This is a genomic window from Planktothrix sp. PLAVEN19ND (assembly GCF_057220675.1).
Genome location: NZ_CM170132.1, coordinates 3821664 through 3839070 on the forward strand (window position 1 = coordinate 3821664; position 17407 = coordinate 3839070).

14 protein-coding genes and 2 rRNA genes are annotated in these 17407 nt (G+C 41.5%); 10 read left to right on the forward strand and 6 right to left on the reverse strand.

What is annotated here, in order from left to right; translation table 11 throughout:
- Positions 1–65 precede the first annotated feature (65 nt).
- Complete coding sequence (locus tag AC2D3N_RS16440; protein ID WP_079678251.1) at positions 66–539, reverse strand: GNAT family N-acetyltransferase; 474 nt, start codon at positions 537–539, stop codon at positions 66–68.
- On the reverse strand, positions 532–711 hold the full coding sequence (locus AC2D3N_RS16445; protein WP_079678250.1) for a hypothetical protein: 180 nt from the start codon (positions 709–711) through the stop codon (positions 532–534). The genes AC2D3N_RS16440 and AC2D3N_RS16445 overlap by 8 nt, the downstream gene beginning before the upstream one ends.
- 198 nt (positions 712–909) lie before the next feature.
- Between AC2D3N_RS16445 and AC2D3N_RS16450 the strand changes: the two genes are divergently transcribed.
- Together AC2D3N_RS16450 and AC2D3N_RS16455 are read left to right on the forward strand one after the other, a co-directional pair.
- Positions 910–2232, forward strand: a complete 1323-nt coding sequence (locus AC2D3N_RS16450) for a M16 family metallopeptidase (protein WP_079678249.1) — start codon at positions 910–912, stop codon at positions 2230–2232.
- Between the two features lie 197 nt (positions 2233–2429).
- Positions 2430–3458, forward strand: a complete 1029-nt coding sequence (locus tag AC2D3N_RS16455) for a C39 family peptidase (RefSeq protein WP_079678248.1) — start codon at positions 2430–2432, stop codon at positions 3456–3458.
- A 38-nt stretch (positions 3459–3496) separates the two neighbouring features.
- On the opposite strand, the gene nadC is transcribed toward AC2D3N_RS16455, so the two are convergent.
- The 3 genes from nadC to rrf (AC2D3N_RS16470) all read right to left on the reverse strand — a co-directional run bounded on the left by nadC (position 3497) and on the right by rrf (AC2D3N_RS16470) (position 4923).
- Positions 3497–4348 (reverse strand): carboxylating nicotinate-nucleotide diphosphorylase, encoded by an 852-nt coding sequence (nadC, locus tag AC2D3N_RS16460; protein ID WP_200816739.1) that lies wholly within the window; start codon positions 4346–4348, stop codon positions 3497–3499.
- Between the two features lie 84 nt (positions 4349–4432).
- A 5S ribosomal RNA gene (rrf, locus tag AC2D3N_RS16465) occupies positions 4433–4549 on the reverse strand.
- A gap of 257 nt (positions 4550–4806) precedes the next feature.
- A 5S ribosomal RNA gene (gene rrf / locus AC2D3N_RS16470) occupies positions 4807–4923 on the reverse strand.
- Positions 4924–5247: 324 nt separating this feature from the next.
- Here rrf (AC2D3N_RS16470) and AC2D3N_RS16475 point away from each other — a divergent pair.
- The 6 genes from AC2D3N_RS16475 to AC2D3N_RS16500 all read left to right on the forward strand — a co-directional run bounded on the left by AC2D3N_RS16475 (position 5248) and on the right by AC2D3N_RS16500 (position 10015).
- A complete protein-coding gene (locus AC2D3N_RS16475; RefSeq protein WP_079678246.1) occupies positions 5248–5490 on the forward strand; it encodes a hypothetical protein in 243 nt (80 codons plus the stop codon).
- Positions 5491–5569: 79 nt separating this feature from the next.
- Complete coding sequence (locus tag AC2D3N_RS16480; RefSeq protein WP_484691516.1) at positions 5570–6643, forward strand: J domain-containing protein; 1074 nt, start codon at positions 5570–5572, stop codon at positions 6641–6643.
- Between the two features lie 114 nt (positions 6644–6757).
- Positions 6758–8104: a P-loop NTPase fold protein gene (locus tag AC2D3N_RS16485; RefSeq protein WP_079678243.1), complete on the forward strand. Its 1347-nt coding sequence runs from the start codon at positions 6758–6760 to the stop codon at positions 8102–8104.
- 130 nt (positions 8105–8234) lie between these two features.
- Positions 8235–8711: a DUF3122 domain-containing protein gene (locus tag AC2D3N_RS16490; RefSeq protein ID WP_234996649.1), complete on the forward strand. Its 477-nt coding sequence runs from the start codon at positions 8235–8237 to the stop codon at positions 8709–8711.
- Positions 8708–9571, forward strand: coding sequence for a shikimate dehydrogenase (locus AC2D3N_RS16495; protein WP_484691517.1), 864 nt, complete (start codon positions 8708–8710; stop codon positions 9569–9571). The genes AC2D3N_RS16490 and AC2D3N_RS16495 overlap by 4 nt, the downstream gene beginning before the upstream one ends.
- A 12-nt stretch (positions 9572–9583) precedes the next feature.
- Positions 9584–10015 carry a hypothetical protein gene (locus tag AC2D3N_RS16500; RefSeq protein ID WP_079678240.1) on the forward strand — a complete coding sequence of 144 codons (432 nt, stop codon included), beginning with the start codon at positions 9584–9586 and terminating at the stop codon, positions 10013–10015.
- A gap of 6 nt (positions 10016–10021) precedes the next feature.
- Here AC2D3N_RS16500 and AC2D3N_RS16505 read toward each other — a convergent pair whose 3' ends face one another.
- Positions 10022–12211 (reverse strand): serine/threonine-protein kinase, encoded by a 2190-nt coding sequence (locus AC2D3N_RS16505; protein ID WP_079678239.1) that lies wholly within the window; start codon positions 12209–12211, stop codon positions 10022–10024.
- Between the two features lie 230 nt (positions 12212–12441).
- Between AC2D3N_RS16505 and acs the strand changes: the two genes are divergently transcribed.
- Together acs and AC2D3N_RS16515 are read left to right on the forward strand one after the other, a co-directional pair.
- Entirely contained in the window at positions 12442–14409 is a 1968-nt protein-coding gene (gene acs / locus AC2D3N_RS16510; RefSeq protein ID WP_484691518.1) for an acetate--CoA ligase, read from the forward strand.
- A gap of 141 nt (positions 14410–14550) precedes the next feature.
- A complete protein-coding gene (locus AC2D3N_RS16515) occupies positions 14551–17385 on the forward strand; it encodes an ATP-binding protein (RefSeq protein ID WP_484691519.1) in 2835 nt (944 codons plus the stop codon).
- Positions 17386–17407: the final 22 nt, after the last annotated feature.

Consider the following 17407-nt stretch of genomic DNA (forward strand, 5'->3'; position numbering starts at 1 on the left):
ATTTCTAACATTCACGAGAGAAACGAACCCCTAATTATAACCTAGAAATCCCTCGATATCCTTAACTATAGAATCTTCTGCATCAACAAAGATTGAGGTTGATAACCCAATTTCTGATAGAGATTGAGAGCGGGTTGGTTATTCGTGAAAACTTGTAGACTAATTTTGCGATCGCCCCGTCCTATGGCCCACCGTTGGGCATGAGCCATTAAAGCTGAACCAATACCCCGTTTTCGGTGTTCTGGTGCCACATACAATAAAAAAACATGGGCGGTGCGTTCTCCGTCGGCTAAATCAATCGCACTACCTAACCATAAACAAGCTATCGGTTCGGGTGGGCGAGGGTCTGGGTTAAATTTATCCACCCACCACAAAGGAGTTTGAGGCGAAAAATACTGCTCAATAGTTAGGGCGAGATGGCTTAAATCTTGATCGGGGAATTGTTCCTTATAGGTTCTATATGCAAACTTGAGTAATAAAGCCCGATCTAAACGTGACCCCTGGCGCAAATGATAACCGGGGATAAAAACTTCAGACACGGATATGATTAAGGAAATAGGTCGCCGATTTAGTCGGAGCAAAAACCGTGCCAATGGGTGCTGGGGCGCTCATATCTCCAGGGAGAAAAATTCGCGCACTGACAACGAACAGAGCGAATAAAAACATGATGACCACAATCAACGGGGCCATATATTGACGAAAGAATGCCATAATCAGTTATCAGTAAACAGTTATCAGTGTAGGAGTTGTCAGTTTTTAGCTAATAACTTACAATACAGTAAAAACTATCAACTATCAACGAATAACTAATAACTGGTACGGATGCGCCGATAGCCTAACGAGATTGCGCTTTGCTAAGGTGCGTCTAACCACTGATAACTGATAACTGTTTACTGATAACTGAACTCAATGACTTCTATCCTCGTTAAACCATCTTTGCCTCGACCGATCAATCCCACTGTTCATCAACTCTCCAATGGCCTGACCATTGTGGCAGAAAAGTTAGCCGTTGATGCGGTAAATCTCAACGTTTGGATTAATATTGGTTCAGCCATTGAATCCGATGATATCAACGGTATGGCCCACTTTTTAGAACATATTGTTTTTAAAGGCACACCCCATCTGCAAATCGGCGAATTTGAGCAAAAAATCGAACAGCGCGGTGCGGTCACCAATGCAGCAACCAGTCAGGACTATACCCATTATTACATCACCACCGCTCCCCAAGACTTTGCGGATTTAGCTCCCCTACAGTTTGATGTGGTACTCAATGCCAGCGTCGCGGATGAAGCCTTTGAACGGGAACGATTTGTGGTCTTAGAAGAAATTCGTCGGGCTGAAGATAACCCGGGTCGGCGTTCCTTCCGTCAGTCCATGGAAATCGCCTTTGAGCGACTCCCCTACCGTCGTCCAGTTTTAGGGCCAGCATCAGTCATTGAGCAGTTACAATCCCAACAAATGCGGGACTTCCATCGCACCTGGTATCAGCCGCGCTCCATGACCGTTGCAGTGGTGGGAAATTTACCCGTGGAAAATTTGATCCAAACGGTGGAAAATGCCGTTAGCTCCGTTTATCCGGCATCCTCGATGGCTTCTGCCCTCCCTGAACTGCAACCCTGGACTCCTGAAGCGAGTTTTCAGGAAATTGTCCGTCAAGAAATCGTCGATGATACCTTGGAACAAGCCCGATTACTGATGTTGTGGCGCGTACCCGGTTTAGCAGAACTGTCTCAAACCTATCCTTTAGATGTTTTAGCCTATATTTTGGGTCAAGGAAGAACCGCACGACTATTCCAAGACCTACGGGAAAATCGGGGGTTAGTTTCGTCGATTTCTGCGAGTAATATGACCCAGCGTTGGCAGGGGGTATTTTATATTTCAGCCCGTTTACCCGTAGAGAATTTGGCTCTGGTTGAAGGAATTGTCACCGATCATATTCGTCAAATCCAAAGCGAATTAATTACCGAAGATGAAATTGCCAAAGTTAGAATGCAGGTGGCAAATCGGTTTATCTTTGGAAATGAAACTCCTAGCGATCGCGCCGGGTTGTATGGATACTATCAATCTTTGGTGGGAGATTTAACTGCGGGTCTCCATTACCCCGATCACATTCAAGGTTTGAGCTCAGAAACCATTCAACAGGCGGCACAACGGTATTTGTCTCCTAACGCCTATGGAATTGTAATTTTAAAACCCTCCTCCAACAGTCATCAGTCATCAGTCATCAGTTAACAGTTAACAGTTAAAGAGTTAACTGTTAAAGAATTATCAGTTAAAGAGTTATCAGCTAAAGAGTTATCGGTAAAATTATGTTCCTTGAATTAAAGAAAACCCAGAGTTGGGAAGTTTCACAGGGACTAATAATGGTAAAATTGTCCTGACAACTTTGATCTCCATGTTTTTTGAGTCATTGGTGAGAATTAGCCTCTATGAAACTACAAGATTTTCTCGGTAAAAATACTCGATATGATACTAAAGGCATTTCTGAAGACGACGAACTTTCCCGTCAAATTCAGACTCGACTAATTGATTTAGGACTGCTTGATCCGCCTGTGGACGGGATTTTTGGCCCCAAATCAACAGCTGCATTACACCAATTTCAGAAGTTGATGGAGTGTGGTGAAGCGGGTTATCTGGGTGCAGTGACGGCGAAAAAGCTAATAGAAGCAAAACGGGAACAGATTCCCGTAGCCACCCCAATTCTGAAAACCGTTAAAAGTACAGTTTTTAAAGTTAAACCCATTGCTTCTTCTCAACTCAATGACTCGGAGAAATTTACAATTCCCGCCGATAAAGAATTTAGTGTTTTAGCCTACGATCCCATCCGGGGGCATTTACGAGTCGCTTTACGCACCGAATCCTACGGGGGATATTCGGTTTTATATATTTGGGGAGAACACGCTGAAATTTATGAAAATGGAAATCGGGTTTATCCTAAACCACTTCCTCCGAGTTTCCGTCTCAATGTTCCCTATAAATCTCAATTGGATAATTGGTTTAATCCGACGGGATCATGCAATGTGACTTCCATCGCCATGTGTTTGGAATACTTTAAAGCTCGTCGCAAAACCAGTTCCGGCCAGTTTGAAGATGAACTCTATGAATATGCTATCAATAAGGGCTACAGTCGCCATAACCCTAACGATTTAGCTCGAATTGTCCGAGATTATGGTTGTCAGGACTATTTTACTGAAAATGCCACCATTGATGATATCAAAGATTGGGTTGCGGCTGGAAATCCCGCCGTTATTCATGGATATTTTACCTCCTTTGGTCATATTATGCCCGTGGTGGGTTATGACGAATATGGGTTTATTGTTCATGACCCCTATGGAGAATGGTTTTCCTCGGGTTATCGCACGGATTTGAGTGGGTCTTATTTGAATTATTCCTATCTATTGATCCGCCGGGTTTGCATCCCTGATGGTACTTTTTGGGTGCATTTTATTTCTAAGTGAAATATTAGGGCGAGGCAACCTCGCCCCTAAATTTTGGTTTAGATTCTCATGCTTAAATCCAACCAATTTGAACGGGTAATCGGGGCACTGGTTGAAATATAATCAACCCCGGTTTCTGCAACAAAACGAATAGTTTCTAAGGTAATATTTCCCGATGCTTCTATTTTAATTCGGGAGTTATATTCACGAATTATATTAACAGCTTCTCCCATTAACTCTAAGGACATATTATCTAACATAATAATATCCGCTTGATGTTCTAACGCTATTTTAACCTGTTCTAAGGTTTCTGCTTCGACTTCAATGGTTAAAGGATAGGGCATGGTTTCTCGAATTTTTGCGATCGCCTCTGCAATTCCCCCTGCCGCCGCAATATGATTATCTTTAATCATAATCGCATCATCTAATCCCATCCGATGATTTTTTGCCCCACCGACTTGCACCGCATATTTTTCTAATAATCTTAATCCGGGTGTGGTTTTACGGGTATCCACTAATTGACAGGGTAAATCAGCGATCGCTTCTACATATTTCCGCGTCTCTGTAGCAATTCCACTCAGTCGCATGGCTAAATTTAACGCGACTCTTTCCCCGGTTAATAATGCTTCTAAACTCCCCTGTAAAAATGCAATTTTTGTCCCTTTTTCACACCATTCTCCCTCTTTAACTAAAGGAGTAAATTCTATTTCATGATCCAACAGTTGAAACACTCTTTCCGCAATCGATAATCCAGCAATTACACCCTTTTCTTTAACAATCCAATCGGCAGATTTGACCTGATTTCCGATTAATAATCCTGCGGTCGTGCGATCGCCTCGTCCAATATCTTCTAATAACCATTGTTGTAATAGGGGATCTAAAATAACCCTAGGAGGTAATATCGCATTCATCATACATTAAGGATTTCCAAATATTCTATAATACTAAAGCCTTCTTCCTATTTATCACTGGAAGAAGGCTTTAGTTTGATATTAACCTGGCACCGAGCTATTTTCCCAGGCGGCTACCCGCCAAGTATCTTCGCCGTGTCAGCGTTTCACTTCCGAGTTCGAGATGGATCGGAGTGGTTCCACTGAGCCATAGACACCAGGAAAGCTCTATAAACTTTTCCTGTTTTTGAGGGCTTTGCGTTCTTGTGGTTCGCTCGTTTCTCCCTCACAATTTACTAATCTACTTTATTTCTCTAGGAATGTCAACCCCTTTTGCAAAAGATTTTTTTTGATCATCCGATCTGGCTTTTTGATGGGGTTTGGGGGATCAAGCGGGTCAAAGAAACCGGGTTTCTGAGGTTAAAATACTAAAGCCTTCTCCCGATTTATCACTGGAAGAAGGCTTTAGTTTGATATTAACCTGGCACCGAGCTATTTTCCCAGGCGGCTACCCGCCAAGTATCTTCGCCGTGTCAGCGTTTCACTTCCGAGTTCGAGATGGATCGGAGTGGTTCCACTGAGCCATAGACACCAGGAAAGCTCGATAAAACTTTTCCTGTTCTTGAGGGCTTTGCGTTCCTGTGGTTCGCTTGTTTTTCCCTCACGATTTACTAATCTACTCTATTTCTCTAGGAATGTCAACCCCTTTGGCAAAAGATTTTTTTTTCAGGGTCAAATTTGGCTAGAACATAAAGCCAGAAACCGATTCACCGAAATCCTATTACTGTAGATGTTACCACAAGGACACGAAGGAATGGATTAGGGGGTATTCTGTTGCTTGTTGCCTACTATAGTAATGGTAGGGAATAGAAACAACTTTAAGAAATTATTGATATCATTATTATTTGGGAGATTTGATCATGGCAATTGATTTACCTTGGGCTTTAGCATTGGTGGTTATGTCGGGACTAATTCCGGCATTAAAAACCATTGAAAATTCGACCGTTTCCCCCTCTGGAAATTCATCAAAATATCCTACACAGATCATTTGCTATGAAAATTCAGAATTAAGGTTGAGTGATATTAAATTAGTGGAAGTTGAACAAGGAATGAAAGAATGTTATGTCAATAATTTAGAATGGGGAGAAATCTGTCCTAGATAATTTAATCCGTAAGGGGTTTATTCTTGATTACAATAATTCTGAGGGCTAAAAAATAAGAGCAGGTCAACAAATTTTAAACGTGGAGATTGAAAAATATTATAAAATCTTAGACTTAAAACCAGGGGTAAGCTTAGAGGAAGTTAGACAAGCCTATCGACATCTAGCATTGATATGGCATCCTGATCGTTATCCCCAAAATTCTCTCCTACAAATCCAAGCCGAGGCAAAATTCAAAGAAATTAGCCACGCCTACGAAACCCTAAAAACCCATTTAAGTCACCCTCCCTCCCCAACTCCCCTTGCTCCCCCTGCCTCCCCTGCCTCCCCTGCCTCTCCTGCTCCCCCAACCCCCCCTGCCTCCCCTGCCTCCCCTGCCCCCCCTGCCCCCCCTGCTCCCCCAACCCCCCCTACTATCCCCCTAGGCTGGCTAACAGGGGTGTTTGTTTGTTATACGCTGATAGCTTGGATTTTAATAACTTTGAAGATTCCCTTCTGGGTTTGGATATTTGGCCTAATTGCTTGGTTTACTATTACCTTAGTCGCCAGTGAAGATTCGGATTCGTCTCAACCTTGGTTAATCTCGTTGATGTTTGCTGGAGCGATGGCTGGTTGGGTGCTAGGAAACGAAGCTGGGGGGGTAATTACAGCAACGGTATGGGGGATGGTCGGCATCGGATTAGGGGCGATCGCTGGCTCAGAAACGGCCTCTAAATCGATAATTGGACTGTTGACGGTGATGGGCATTGCTGCTATTGCCGGGCTAATTGCTGGAACTCGCAGAGGAAACTGGTTAGGTTCGGTTTTCGGTGGGGGTTTTGGGGTAATTATGGGATTGATGTTAGGGATTATTTTAGATGCAATATTTCAATCAAGAGCCAAACTGGGAACGGGGAGCCTATTTGGATTACTATTAGGAGGATGGATTGGGGCTGGGATTGGGGCGGGTCAAAAAGCTATGATGCGGGTGATTGAACAAATACAGCCAGAGGTTATTATTGCTGCTTGGGGTGCGATCGCCTTGGTTGCTGGGGTCGTGGCGCAAATGGTAGCAGGAGAAAAATTACTTGCGTCGTACAATGGGTTTTATACCTTTTTGATTTTGGGGATTGCTTCCGGTCTCGGTTTTAGTTTTGGGTTGTGGTTAGCCTACTAATCCTGGCAAACTAAAGATTTATATTGAATCGCAGAAAATAGGGAACATCGAAACATCGATGTCAAGTCTTAAGGTAATAGAGATCCTGTCAAAATTCAAACTCATTTAACAACAATGGAACTTGATTTATCTCGTTTTTTTAACGCTTCTAATCCGGTTTTAACGCTAAATGTAGAAAACCCAGAAGATAAACAATATTATATCGATTTTTCTCCTGCACGCGGTGGGAAACTGATTGAGCAAATTGCTCGAACGATTACTCGTTTATCACCCGATCGCCCCACTTGTCAACTGTTTACAGGTCATGTTGGATCGGGAAAGTCAACGGAATTACTCCGACTTCAAGCTCAACTCAAACAAGAAGGATTCCATGTCGTTTATTTTGAGTCGAGTAAGGATTTAGATATGGCGGATGTGGATATTACCGATATTTTATTAGCGATCGCCCGTCAAGTTAGTGAAAGTATTGAACTACTGAAAATTAAATTACAACCTAAAGGCTTTAAAAGTTTACTCAGTGGAGTGATCGGAGTTTTAAATACAGAAATTGATTTAAAAGGAGATATTAATGTCCCCGGAATTGGGACGTTAGCTGCCAGTACGGAAGGGGAGTTTTCCCTGTCAATGGGAATTGGAAATATTACGGCTAAAACCAAAGATAGTCGAGATTTAAGGTCTTTATTGCGTCAATATTTAGAACCTCGAACTAATAATATTTTAGAGGCGATAAATAAAGAATTATTGGAACCATCAATCCAACAATTGAAACAAATGGGAAAAAAGGGATTAGTCGTCATTGTTGATAATTTAGACCGGATTCTTGATACCCAAAATAGTACCGGACGCCCGCAACCGGAATATTTATTTATTGATCGGGGTGAACAACTAAATAAACTAAATTGTCATGTTGTTTATACTATTCCCCTCGGTTTAATTTTTTCTAATAATTTAGGACAACTAATGAATCGCTTTGGGAGCGATCCGAAAACCTTACCCATGGTTACGGTAAAATTTGAAGACGGTACACCCTGTGAACCAGGAATTGAACTATTACGCCAAATGGTAATGGCTCGAGCTTTTCCGGGTATTGATCCGAAAGAATATCCAGACTTAGTAACAAGTATTTTTGACACTCCTGACACTTTAGATCGACTTTGTACAATTAGTGGCGGTCATGTTCGGAGTTTACTAATTTTGTTATATAGCTGTTTACAAAGAGAAGATCCTCCATTAACTAGACAATCCTTAGAGGAAGTGATTTTACAACGTCGCCATCAATTAACCTTAGCTATTGAAGCCGATGAAAGAGAAATGTTACGTCAAGTAGCACTGACTAAAAAATTAAGTGGTCAAATGGAATATCAAACCCTATTAAGAAGTTTATGGGTGTTTGAATATCACCAAGCCCAACATTTTTGGTATGATATTAACCCGATTTTGGCAGAGGCTCAGGAATTTTGATCGCGGATTTAGATGGATTAAACCGATTGTACGAATTTTAGCTGGGCTTTGTCTAGCTATTTTTGATTTTTAATGATTTGCAAGGAGAGGAATGATGTTGAGATTATTAACCAAAATCGTAGTCATCCCGATGACTTTGTTGTTCTTAATCTTAGGAAGCCAATTTTTCATCCTAGAACCAGCCAACGCGACTATCGGGCAACAACAAGAAGCCCCCGGACAAATGTTGTATCAATCCCGTCATAGCTTACGAGATGAAACAGGGAGTGCTTGGCAAGTTGTTCTGTTTAAACGAGTCAAGAATGATCAGATTGACACCATTAATTTACGTTTAGTGGGATTTCCGAATCAGGCTGCATTTCTTCATCCTCAAGGGTTAGAAATTATGACTCGTCAAGGAAGACTATTTCAAGCTGAGGATCAATTAGCTAAAAACGCACCTGCCCCTAATGTTGGTGAATATAACCTCAAGGAAGTTTTGCCTCAACTCTCCTCAACAGAACAGGTGAAGCTACATTTACCATTAGAGGGTAAAAAACACACTCTAATTCTTCCTTCTCCTATCATTTTAGAATGGCAAGAATTGATTAAACAGGAGAAAAGATGATTAAAGGAACAACCAAACTATTAGGAGTAATCGGTGATCCGATTGAACATTCCCTTTCACCAGTGATGCACAATGCCGCGATCGCCCATTTGGGAGTAGATTATGTTTACCTCCCCTTTGCCATTTCTCCCCAAGATTTAAAGGTCGCTATGGAGGGATTTGCTGCCATTGGAATTCAGGGATTTAATATTACTATTCCCCACAAACAAGCAATTTTACCCTTTTTATCGGAGGTGACCACCTTGGCTCAGTCCGTCGGGGCGGTGAATACTGTCTGGCGGACTCAAAAGGGTTGGAGTGGCACAAATACCGATGTTGTGGGTTTTCTGACTCCCCTAGAGGTGTATCATCAACATTGGCATGATCAAGTAGCCGTAATCCTGGGATATGGCGGGGCGGCGCGGGCGGTGGTGGCTGGATGTGCCCAGTTAGGGATCGGGGAAATTTATGTGGTCGGTCGTGACCCCCAGAGATTAGCAACGTTTCAACAGAGTTGGATCAAGTCCCCCCTCTCGGTAGCGGTCAAAACCTGTACCTGGGAGCAATTATCGAGTCTCCTTCCCCAAGCTGACCTCCTGGTGAATACAACCCCTGTGGGAATGTACCCGAATGTTGGAGAGTCTCCCGTGGAGGTGTCGGTGATGGACAAAATTAAACTAGGTGCGATCGCCTATGATTTAATTTATGTTCCTGAAACCACCCAATTTTTGACTTTAGCGGCTGCCAGAGGTGCGATGATTTTAAATGGACTGCCCATGTTAGTGCAGCAGGGAGCCGCCGCCTTAGAATTGTGGTTAAAGCAACCTGCTCCGATTGAGATCATGGGTCAGTCTCTCCAACAATATCTACATATAAAATAACTCAAAATTTCCATGAAATTTAGAATTTTACCCGTTATTGTTTGCGCTTGTTTCTGGGTTTTAATTACAAGTTTTTGGACTCCCCCAGCTTGGGCATTAATTCCGATTCAACTGCAAGATTTAAGTTACAAAGACTGTCCTCCTGAATTATCTGAAGGGGCGGTATCGAGTGGTTCTAGTCAAGATGCCAACTGTTTTATTATTACCGGAAAAGCGAATAATACATCGGGAAAAGTTGTTGTGGATGCGGATATTTTTGGTCGGATTTATGATGCGACTAACAACCCCGTGATGCAAAATCGAGGAAGGTTAGGCAATATTGATACAGTTCCTCCTGGAATTAGTGATTTTGAATTTAGAATTTCGATTCCTTCTAATCTGGAACCTCCCCTGCAACTCAAACAATTTAAAGCCTCTGGTTTTAAAAATAGAATTGGCAGATAAACTCAATTACCCCCCGGATTGTAGGCGTTTAATTTGGAACTGGGCATCTTTATAACCCCCGGTTAAGCCTTGTTCCAAATAGAGTTTTCCCGCCTGTTCAAAATCACTAATTGCACCGCTTTTATCGCCGATTTCAATTCTAATTAATCCCCGTCCATAATAGGCCGCCGCATAGTTTGGTTTCAGACGAATTGCTTGGGCATAATCGGCGATCGCTTTATCATAATTCTTCATGGTAACATGGACTTGGGCGCGATTTCCGTAGGCTTCAGCATCATTGGGATTAATATTAATTCCTTGGGTATAGTCGGCAATTGCCCCTTGATAATCCTGGGCGGATGAACGGGCTAATCCTCGATTACCATAAGCTTTATAATCATCTCCTTTAATTTCAATAGCTTTTGAGCAATCTGCAATCGCTTTGGGATAATCTTTTAAATTCAAATTAGCAATACAACGATTATTATAGGCGACTTCATTGGGAGTTCTATTAATCGCTTCCGTGCAATCTTTAATCGCTTGATTATAGTCCCATAAATTAATATAAACGCTACAACGATTAGCATAGGCTTCCGAATTATTCGGATCAAGTTGCAAGACGGTATTATAATCCGCTAAAGCCCCTTGATAATCCCCTAAATGAAATCTAGCCCGACCTCGATCATAATATCCGATCGGGTTCTTAGGTTCTAGGTGAATCGCTTCGGTATAATCGGCCATTCCTGATTGTAAATCTCCTGATTTCACCAATGCAGTCCCTCTAGCGCGATAGACTTTGGCTTGTTTGGGTTGTAGTCGTAAAACCGTATTATAATCTCCAATAGCGGCGGTATAATCTTCTAGGTCATAATGGATTAAACCGCGTTTATAGAAAGCCTCTCCGTCCTGTGGTTCTTGTTTTAAGACTTGGTTAAAATCAGCTAAAGCCCCCGATAAATCCGAGGTATCATAACGGGTTAAACCCCGGTTAAAATAAGCATTAACATAGTTAGGATTGAGTTCGATGGCTTTGGTATAATCGGCCAAGGCTTCTTTATATTCCTTCAAATCATAGTGAGCATTGGCGCGTTTATGATAGGCCTCGGGATTATTTGGATTAAATTTAATGGATTGATTAAAGGCTCGAATTGCACCTTTTGGATCACCTTGATTGACTTTTTCTACACCTCTTTTTAAAGAATTTTCGGCTTTGATGGGATCGGGACGATTTAAAACTTGCAGCAATCCAAAAATCACGATTAAACCGACTAATCCAGTTGTGGTAATTGCTACTATTTTAGGCCAGGAAATCGGAGTTTTTTCTTCTTGATAAATAGGAAAATTTTTTAACTTATTAATATTAAATCCTGAACGTCCAGTTGCCTTTCTTAAATCATCTAAGACATCAATTACAGTCAGATAGCGTTTGCTATAATAAGGATGTACCATCTGATCAATAACCTGGGCTAACCCTGGACTAGCTTTGCTATAATTGCGCCAACTCGGTTCCCCGGTACTCGATAAACTCGGGTCTTGTAATTTCGGTAAATCCGAGGCTTCTAACCCGGTAATCGCTTGAATCGCAATCATCCCCACCGCATAAATATCACTATTATATTGGGGATGACCTTGGAACTGTTCAATCGGCATATAAAAAGGGGTTCCCGTGGCAATGGTTCGTAATCCTTGACCATTACCATCAGCTAGTCTGCTACTGACTTCTTTGACAGAACCAAAATCAATTAATACTAATTTTTGATCGGATTTACGACGGATTAAATTAGAGGGGTTGACATCCCGATGAATAACTTGATTCTCATGCACAAATACTAAAATTTCTAAAATATCTTCGATTAATAAAATCACCTGTTCTTCTGACCAAGGAACCCCAGGGACTAACTCTTTCATTAAAGGCTGTCCACTCACAAATTCTTCAATTAAATAAAATTGATCATGATCCTCAAAATAAGCCAACAACTGCGGAATTTGATCATGTTTTCCTAACCGTTCTAAAATTTCTGCTTCTTGGCGAAATAATCGCAATGCCGTCTTTAAAGTATTAGAATTATTATTAGGCGGTCGCAATTGTTTCACCACACATTGGGGATGACCCGGACGTCGGGTATCCGCAGCCAGATAGGTTTGTCCAAAAGCTCCTGAACTAAGGACTTGAACAATTCGGTATCTTCGATCTAAGAGTTGACCAATCATTTCCATAATTAGTAATCAGTAAACAGTAATCAGTAAGCGGTTAAGCGTCTAAGTTTATGATTGAAAAATCTTTATATATAAGCAGTGCCAGCGTCCTCGTTCGCTAAATTATAAGCTATAAATGCCTATGCAGCCTAATCAGTAATCAATAAAGTTAAGAATTATCAAGCCTATTCTTAACCCTTAACTCTTAACTCTTACACTGATAACTGATCCCTGATGACTGATTACTGATTATGTCACAACCTACGATAGAATCGATTCTGCAAGAAAATCGGTTGTTTCAACCCACACCAGAGTTTTCCCAGAATGCTCATATTAAAAGTTTAGAGGAGTACAAACAACTCTATGAAAAAGCCAAAGCTAACCCCGAAGCATTTTGGGCAGAACTAGCGGAAACAGAACTCCATTGGTTTCAAAAATGGGATCAGGTTTTAGACTGGCAACCCCCTTTTGCCAAATGGTTTGTGAATGGCAAAATTAATATTTCCTATAATTGTTTAGATCGGCATTTAACCACTTGGCGGAAAAATAAAGCCGCCTTAATTTGGGAAGGAGAACCTGGCGATACCCGAACTTTAACCTATTTGCAACTGCATCGAGAAGTCTGTCAAATGGCAAACGTTCTCAAACAGTTAGGAGTGCAAAAAGGCGATCGCATTGGCATCTATATGCCCATGATACCCGAAGCCGCCATTGCCATGTTAGCCTGTGCCCGCATTGGCGCGCCCCATACCGTTGTCTTTGGCGGGTTTAGTGGAGAAGCCTTAAAAGATCGGTTAGTGGATGCGGAAGCTAAATTAGTAATTACCGCCGATGGGGGATGGCGCAAAGATGCCATTGTCCCCTTAAAAGAACAGGTGGATAAGGCCATTGAAGCGGGGGCGACCTGCGTTGATAACGTTTTAGTGGTACAGAGAACTAACCAAAAAATTAATATGGAACCGGGACGGGATCATTGGTGGCATGATCTCAGACAGGGGGTTTCCGCCGACTGTCCCGCCGAGCCGATGGATAGTGAGGATATGCTGTTCATCCTGTATACCAGTGGGACAACGGGCAAACCCAAGGGCGTTGTCCACACCACGGGCGGGTATAACCTCTACACCCACATTACCAATAAATGGGCCTTTGACTTACAGGATACCGATGTCTATTGGTGTACGGCCGATGTCGGTTGGATCACCGGACACAGTTATATTGTCTATGGGCCGTTATCCAATGGGGCGACAACCCTCATGTATGAGGGGGCTCCGAGGGCCTCTAACCCAGGTTGTTTCTGGGATGTGGTGGAAAAATACGGGGTAACGATTTTCTATACCGCCCCCACCGCCATTCGGTCATTTATGAAAATGGGAGAACATCATCCCAAGTCCCGCAATTTATCGTCTCTACGGCTCTTAGGAACCGTGGGAGAACCCATTAACCCGGAAGCTTGGATGTGGTATCAACGGGTGATTGGGAACGGTCAATGCCCGATTGTCGATACTTGGTGGCAAACAGAAACGGGCGGATTTATGATTACCCCCTTACCCGGGGCGACCCCCACCAAACCTGGTTCGGCCACCTTACCCTTCCCTGGGATTTTAGCGGATGTGGTGGACACCGAAGGTCAACCCGTGACCGATGACAGTGGCGGGTATTTGGTGGTGCGCTATCCCTGGCCAGGAATGATGCGGACGATATATGGTGATCCCGACCGCTTCCGGCGCACCTATTGGGAATATTTGAAACCCAAAGACGGTATACCCCTCTATTTTGCCGGGGATGGAGCCCATCAAGACCGGGATGGATATTTCTGGGTCATGGGTCGGGTGGATGACGTGATCAATGTGTCAGGACACCGTTTAGGGACGATGGAAATTGAGTCAGCTTTGGTGTCCCATCCGGCGGTGGCTGAGGCGGCGGTGGTTGGAAAACCTGATGAGATTAAGGGTGAGGAGATTGTGGCTTTTGTTACTTTGGAGGAAGGCAAGGAAGCCTCGGAGGAGTTGGCCAAGGAATTGAAAAAGCACGTTGTCGGTGAAATTGGGGCCTTAGCCCGTCCCGGGGAAATTCGGTTTACGGATGATTTACCCAAAACCCGGTCTGGGAAGATTATGCGGCGGTTATTGCGATCGCTGGCGTCGGGTCAGGAAATTACCGGAGATACCTCTACGTTACAGGATCGGAGTGTATTAGAAAAATTGCGCGGTGGGGCGTAATCATTTGTAGGGGCGGGTTCATCGAGATTTAGGTGATTAACAACAGATATAAAAGAACCCGCCCGTACCAGTGATCAGTGTTAATTTTGTGATCTTCCCTGGTAAACCAGGGATTTTTTATTATATTTAAAATTTATCAAAATGATGAGTAGCGATCGCACCTCAAAATCCCAAAAATCTCAACAAATTCCCCTAAGATTATTACTAATTGTCCCTTTTGTTTTGCAAATTGTGGGCGCAGTAGGATTAGTCGGTTATCTTTCCTATCGTAGTGGACAAGAAGCCGTAGAAGATATAGCAACATCTTTAATGGCAGAAATCGGCGATCGCATTGAACAAAACTTAAATAGCTATCTCAAAGCACCCGAACAAGTTGTTCAAACTAATGCTTCTCTCATCCGGCAAAGAATTTTAGATTACCAAAATTTACCAAGACTACAAATACACTTTGCCCAGCAATTGCAAATTTTTTCTAGTGTGAGTACGGTGAAAATTGCTAATGAAACAAAAGACTATATAGAAGTTTCACGATACAGATCTGATCAACTTAATGTAAGAATCTTAGATACTTCAAAAAGCAAAAACTTCTATCGTTACCGAGCAGATCTCACAGGTAAAATTCATCAATTACTACAGATTAGAACTGACTATAATCCCCATAATGACCCCCCCGGAGGGAAGCCTTGGTATGGTGCGGCAAAGGAAGCCAAGATAGGAACTTGGGGCATTTTTGTCAATTTATCACAGGGAAAAAATCACCCGCTTCTGGCTGCAACTTATAATTTGCCATTTGAAGATGCACAGGGACAATTTCAAGGGGTACTTGGTTCTAGTCTATATCTAACAAAGTTTGGAGACTTTCTTCAACATTTAAAAATTGGGAATACAGGACAAGTATTTTTGATCGATCAACAAGGACAAATGATTGCTAATTCCATTAATGAAGTACCATTTATAACGACTCCTAAAAGTGAATTATCTCAAAATGTTAATGCGAGTTCCCGCCGATTAAAAGCCACAGCTAGTAAAAATCAACTGATTCGCTTAACCTCTCAATATTTAACAGATCATTTTCAACTACAAGATATTCAAACAATTCAAAAACTTAATTTGTCAGTAAGTGGTCAGAAATATTTTGTGCAAGTTTTACCTGTAAACAAACAAAATTTAAACTTGCTAACCGTTATTGTTATTGCTGAATCTGACTTCATGGAACATATTCAGGAAAATGCCCATTTAACAATTGTCTTGTGTGGTCTAACTCTTGTTGTTGCCACAATAATTGGTATCCTCACGGCTCGATGGATTACTAAACCGATTTTACGATTAAGTCAAGCAAGTGAGGCTTTAGCATTAGAAGAATGGCAAAATTTCGATCAAAAAAATGATCTAATAGAAACTAAAAGTATTACAGAAATATCAACTCTAGCTAAATCTTTTAAGAGTATGGCTCATCAGTTGCAAAATGCTTTTGAAACCTTAGAAAATCGAGTACAAGAAAGAACAGCAGAATTAGTAATTGCTAAGGAAAAATCAGAAGTGGCGAATCAAGCCAAAAGTACCTTTATTGCGAATATGAGCCATGAATTGCGATCGCCTTTAAATGCAATTCTTGGTTTTTCTCAATTAATGTTACGCGCAAAAAATCTACCTTCTGAACAATACGAAAATGCGGGAATTATTCAAAGAAGTGGAGAATATTTATTAACTTTAATTAATAATGTCCTAGATTTTGCAAAAATTGAAGCTCAAAAAACTACTCTGAATCACAAGGATTTTGACCTTTATCAATTGTTAGATGATTTGGAAGATATGTTACATTTAAGGGCAGTTAATGCGGGATTAGAATTGATTTTTGTGCGTGGAGAAAATCTACCGCGTTATATTTATGCTGATGGCGTAAAATTACGTCAAGTTTTATTAAATTTATTAGGGAATGCGATTAAATTTACATCAAAAGGTGAAGTTATTTTAAGTGTTGGATACGATCCCCCCCAACCCCCCTTAGTAAAGGGGGAGCAAGAGGAGATTAAGGGGAATCACTCTTTAAAATTTACTGTCAAAGATACAGGAAAGGGCATTTCATCAGCAGAATTAACTAACTTATTCCAGGCATTTTCCCAAACCGAATCAGGACGAGAAACCCAAGAAGGAACAGGATTAGGATTAGTAATTAGTCGTCAATTTGTGCAGTTAATGGGGGGAGATATTACGGTAGAGAGTGAATTAGGAAAAGGCACAAATTTTCAATTTTCAATTCCGGTACAATTAGGTCAAGAATCAACTCAAATTGAACAAATTAATCCCCGACGGGTATTAGCACTAGCACCCGAACAACCGACTTATAAAATCTTGACGGTAGATGATAAAGCGATTAATTGCCAATTATTAATAAAATTACTTTCACCTTTAGGATTTGAAGTGAAACAAGCGAGTAATGGAATTGAAGCTATAGCGATTTGGCAAGAATGGCAACCTCACTTAATATTCATGGATATGAGAATGCCTGTCATGGATGGTTATGAAACCACTAAATATATTAAGTCAACTACTCAAGGTAATGCGACCGCGATTATTGCTTTAACTGCCAGTGTTTTAGAAGAAGAAAAAGCGATTATTTTGTCGGCTGGATGTGATGATTTTATGCGTAAACCCTTTAAAGAATCTACAATTTTTGAAAGATTAACAAAGCATTTAGGAGTCAAATATATTTATGAAAATATGACAGATAGGAATAGTCAAATAGGAGGAGAAATTAATGAATTACCCCGACTAACTACAGAACAATTACAAGTAATGCCCCAAGAATGGGTGCTCAGATTATATCAAGCAGTTCTCGAAGCAGATGATCAGCAAATCAGGAGATTAATCTCAGAAATTCCCGAAACAGAAGCTTCTTTTGCTAAAAGCTTGACTAAAATGGTGCGTCAATTTCAATTTGAGCAAATTATTGATTTAATAGAACCTTTAACATAACAGTGGACAATTGACAATGGAC

Bases quoted from the DNA above. Each gene is read 5' to 3' on its own strand.
- AC2D3N_RS16490 (WP_234996649.1), top strand. From the start codon at position 8,235: ATGACTTTGTTGTTCTTAATCTTAGGAAGCCAATTTTTCATCCTAGAA.
- AC2D3N_RS16515 (WP_484691519.1), top strand. From the start codon at position 14,551: ATGATGAGTAGCGATCGCACCTCAAAATCCCAAAAATCTCAACAAATT.
- AC2D3N_RS16455 (WP_079678248.1), top strand. From the start codon at position 2,430: ATGAAACTACAAGATTTTCTCGGTAAAAATACTCGATATGATACTAAA.
- AC2D3N_RS16450 (WP_079678249.1), top strand. From the start codon at position 910: ATGACTTCTATCCTCGTTAAACCATCTTTGCCTCGACCGATCAATCCC.
- AC2D3N_RS16505 (WP_079678239.1), bottom strand. From the start codon at position 12,211: ATGGAAATGATTGGTCAACTCTTAGATCGAAGATACCGAATTGTTCAA.
- AC2D3N_RS16485 (WP_079678243.1), top strand. From the start codon at position 6,758: ATGGAACTTGATTTATCTCGTTTTTTTAACGCTTCTAATCCGGTTTTA.
- acs (WP_484691518.1), top strand. From the start codon at position 12,442: ATGTCACAACCTACGATAGAATCGATTCTGCAAGAAAATCGGTTGTTT.
- AC2D3N_RS16495 (WP_484691517.1), top strand. From the start codon at position 8,708: ATGATTAAAGGAACAACCAAACTATTAGGAGTAATCGGTGATCCGATT.
- nadC (WP_200816739.1), bottom strand. From the start codon at position 4,348: ATGAATGCGATATTACCTCCTAGGGTTATTTTAGATCCCCTATTACAA.
- AC2D3N_RS16445 (WP_079678250.1), bottom strand. From the start codon at position 711: ATGGCATTCTTTCGTCAATATATGGCCCCGTTGATTGTGGTCATCATG.
- AC2D3N_RS16500 (WP_079678240.1), top strand. From the start codon at position 9,584: ATGAAATTTAGAATTTTACCCGTTATTGTTTGCGCTTGTTTCTGGGTT.
- AC2D3N_RS16475 (WP_079678246.1), top strand. From the start codon at position 5,248: ATGGCAATTGATTTACCTTGGGCTTTAGCATTGGTGGTTATGTCGGGA.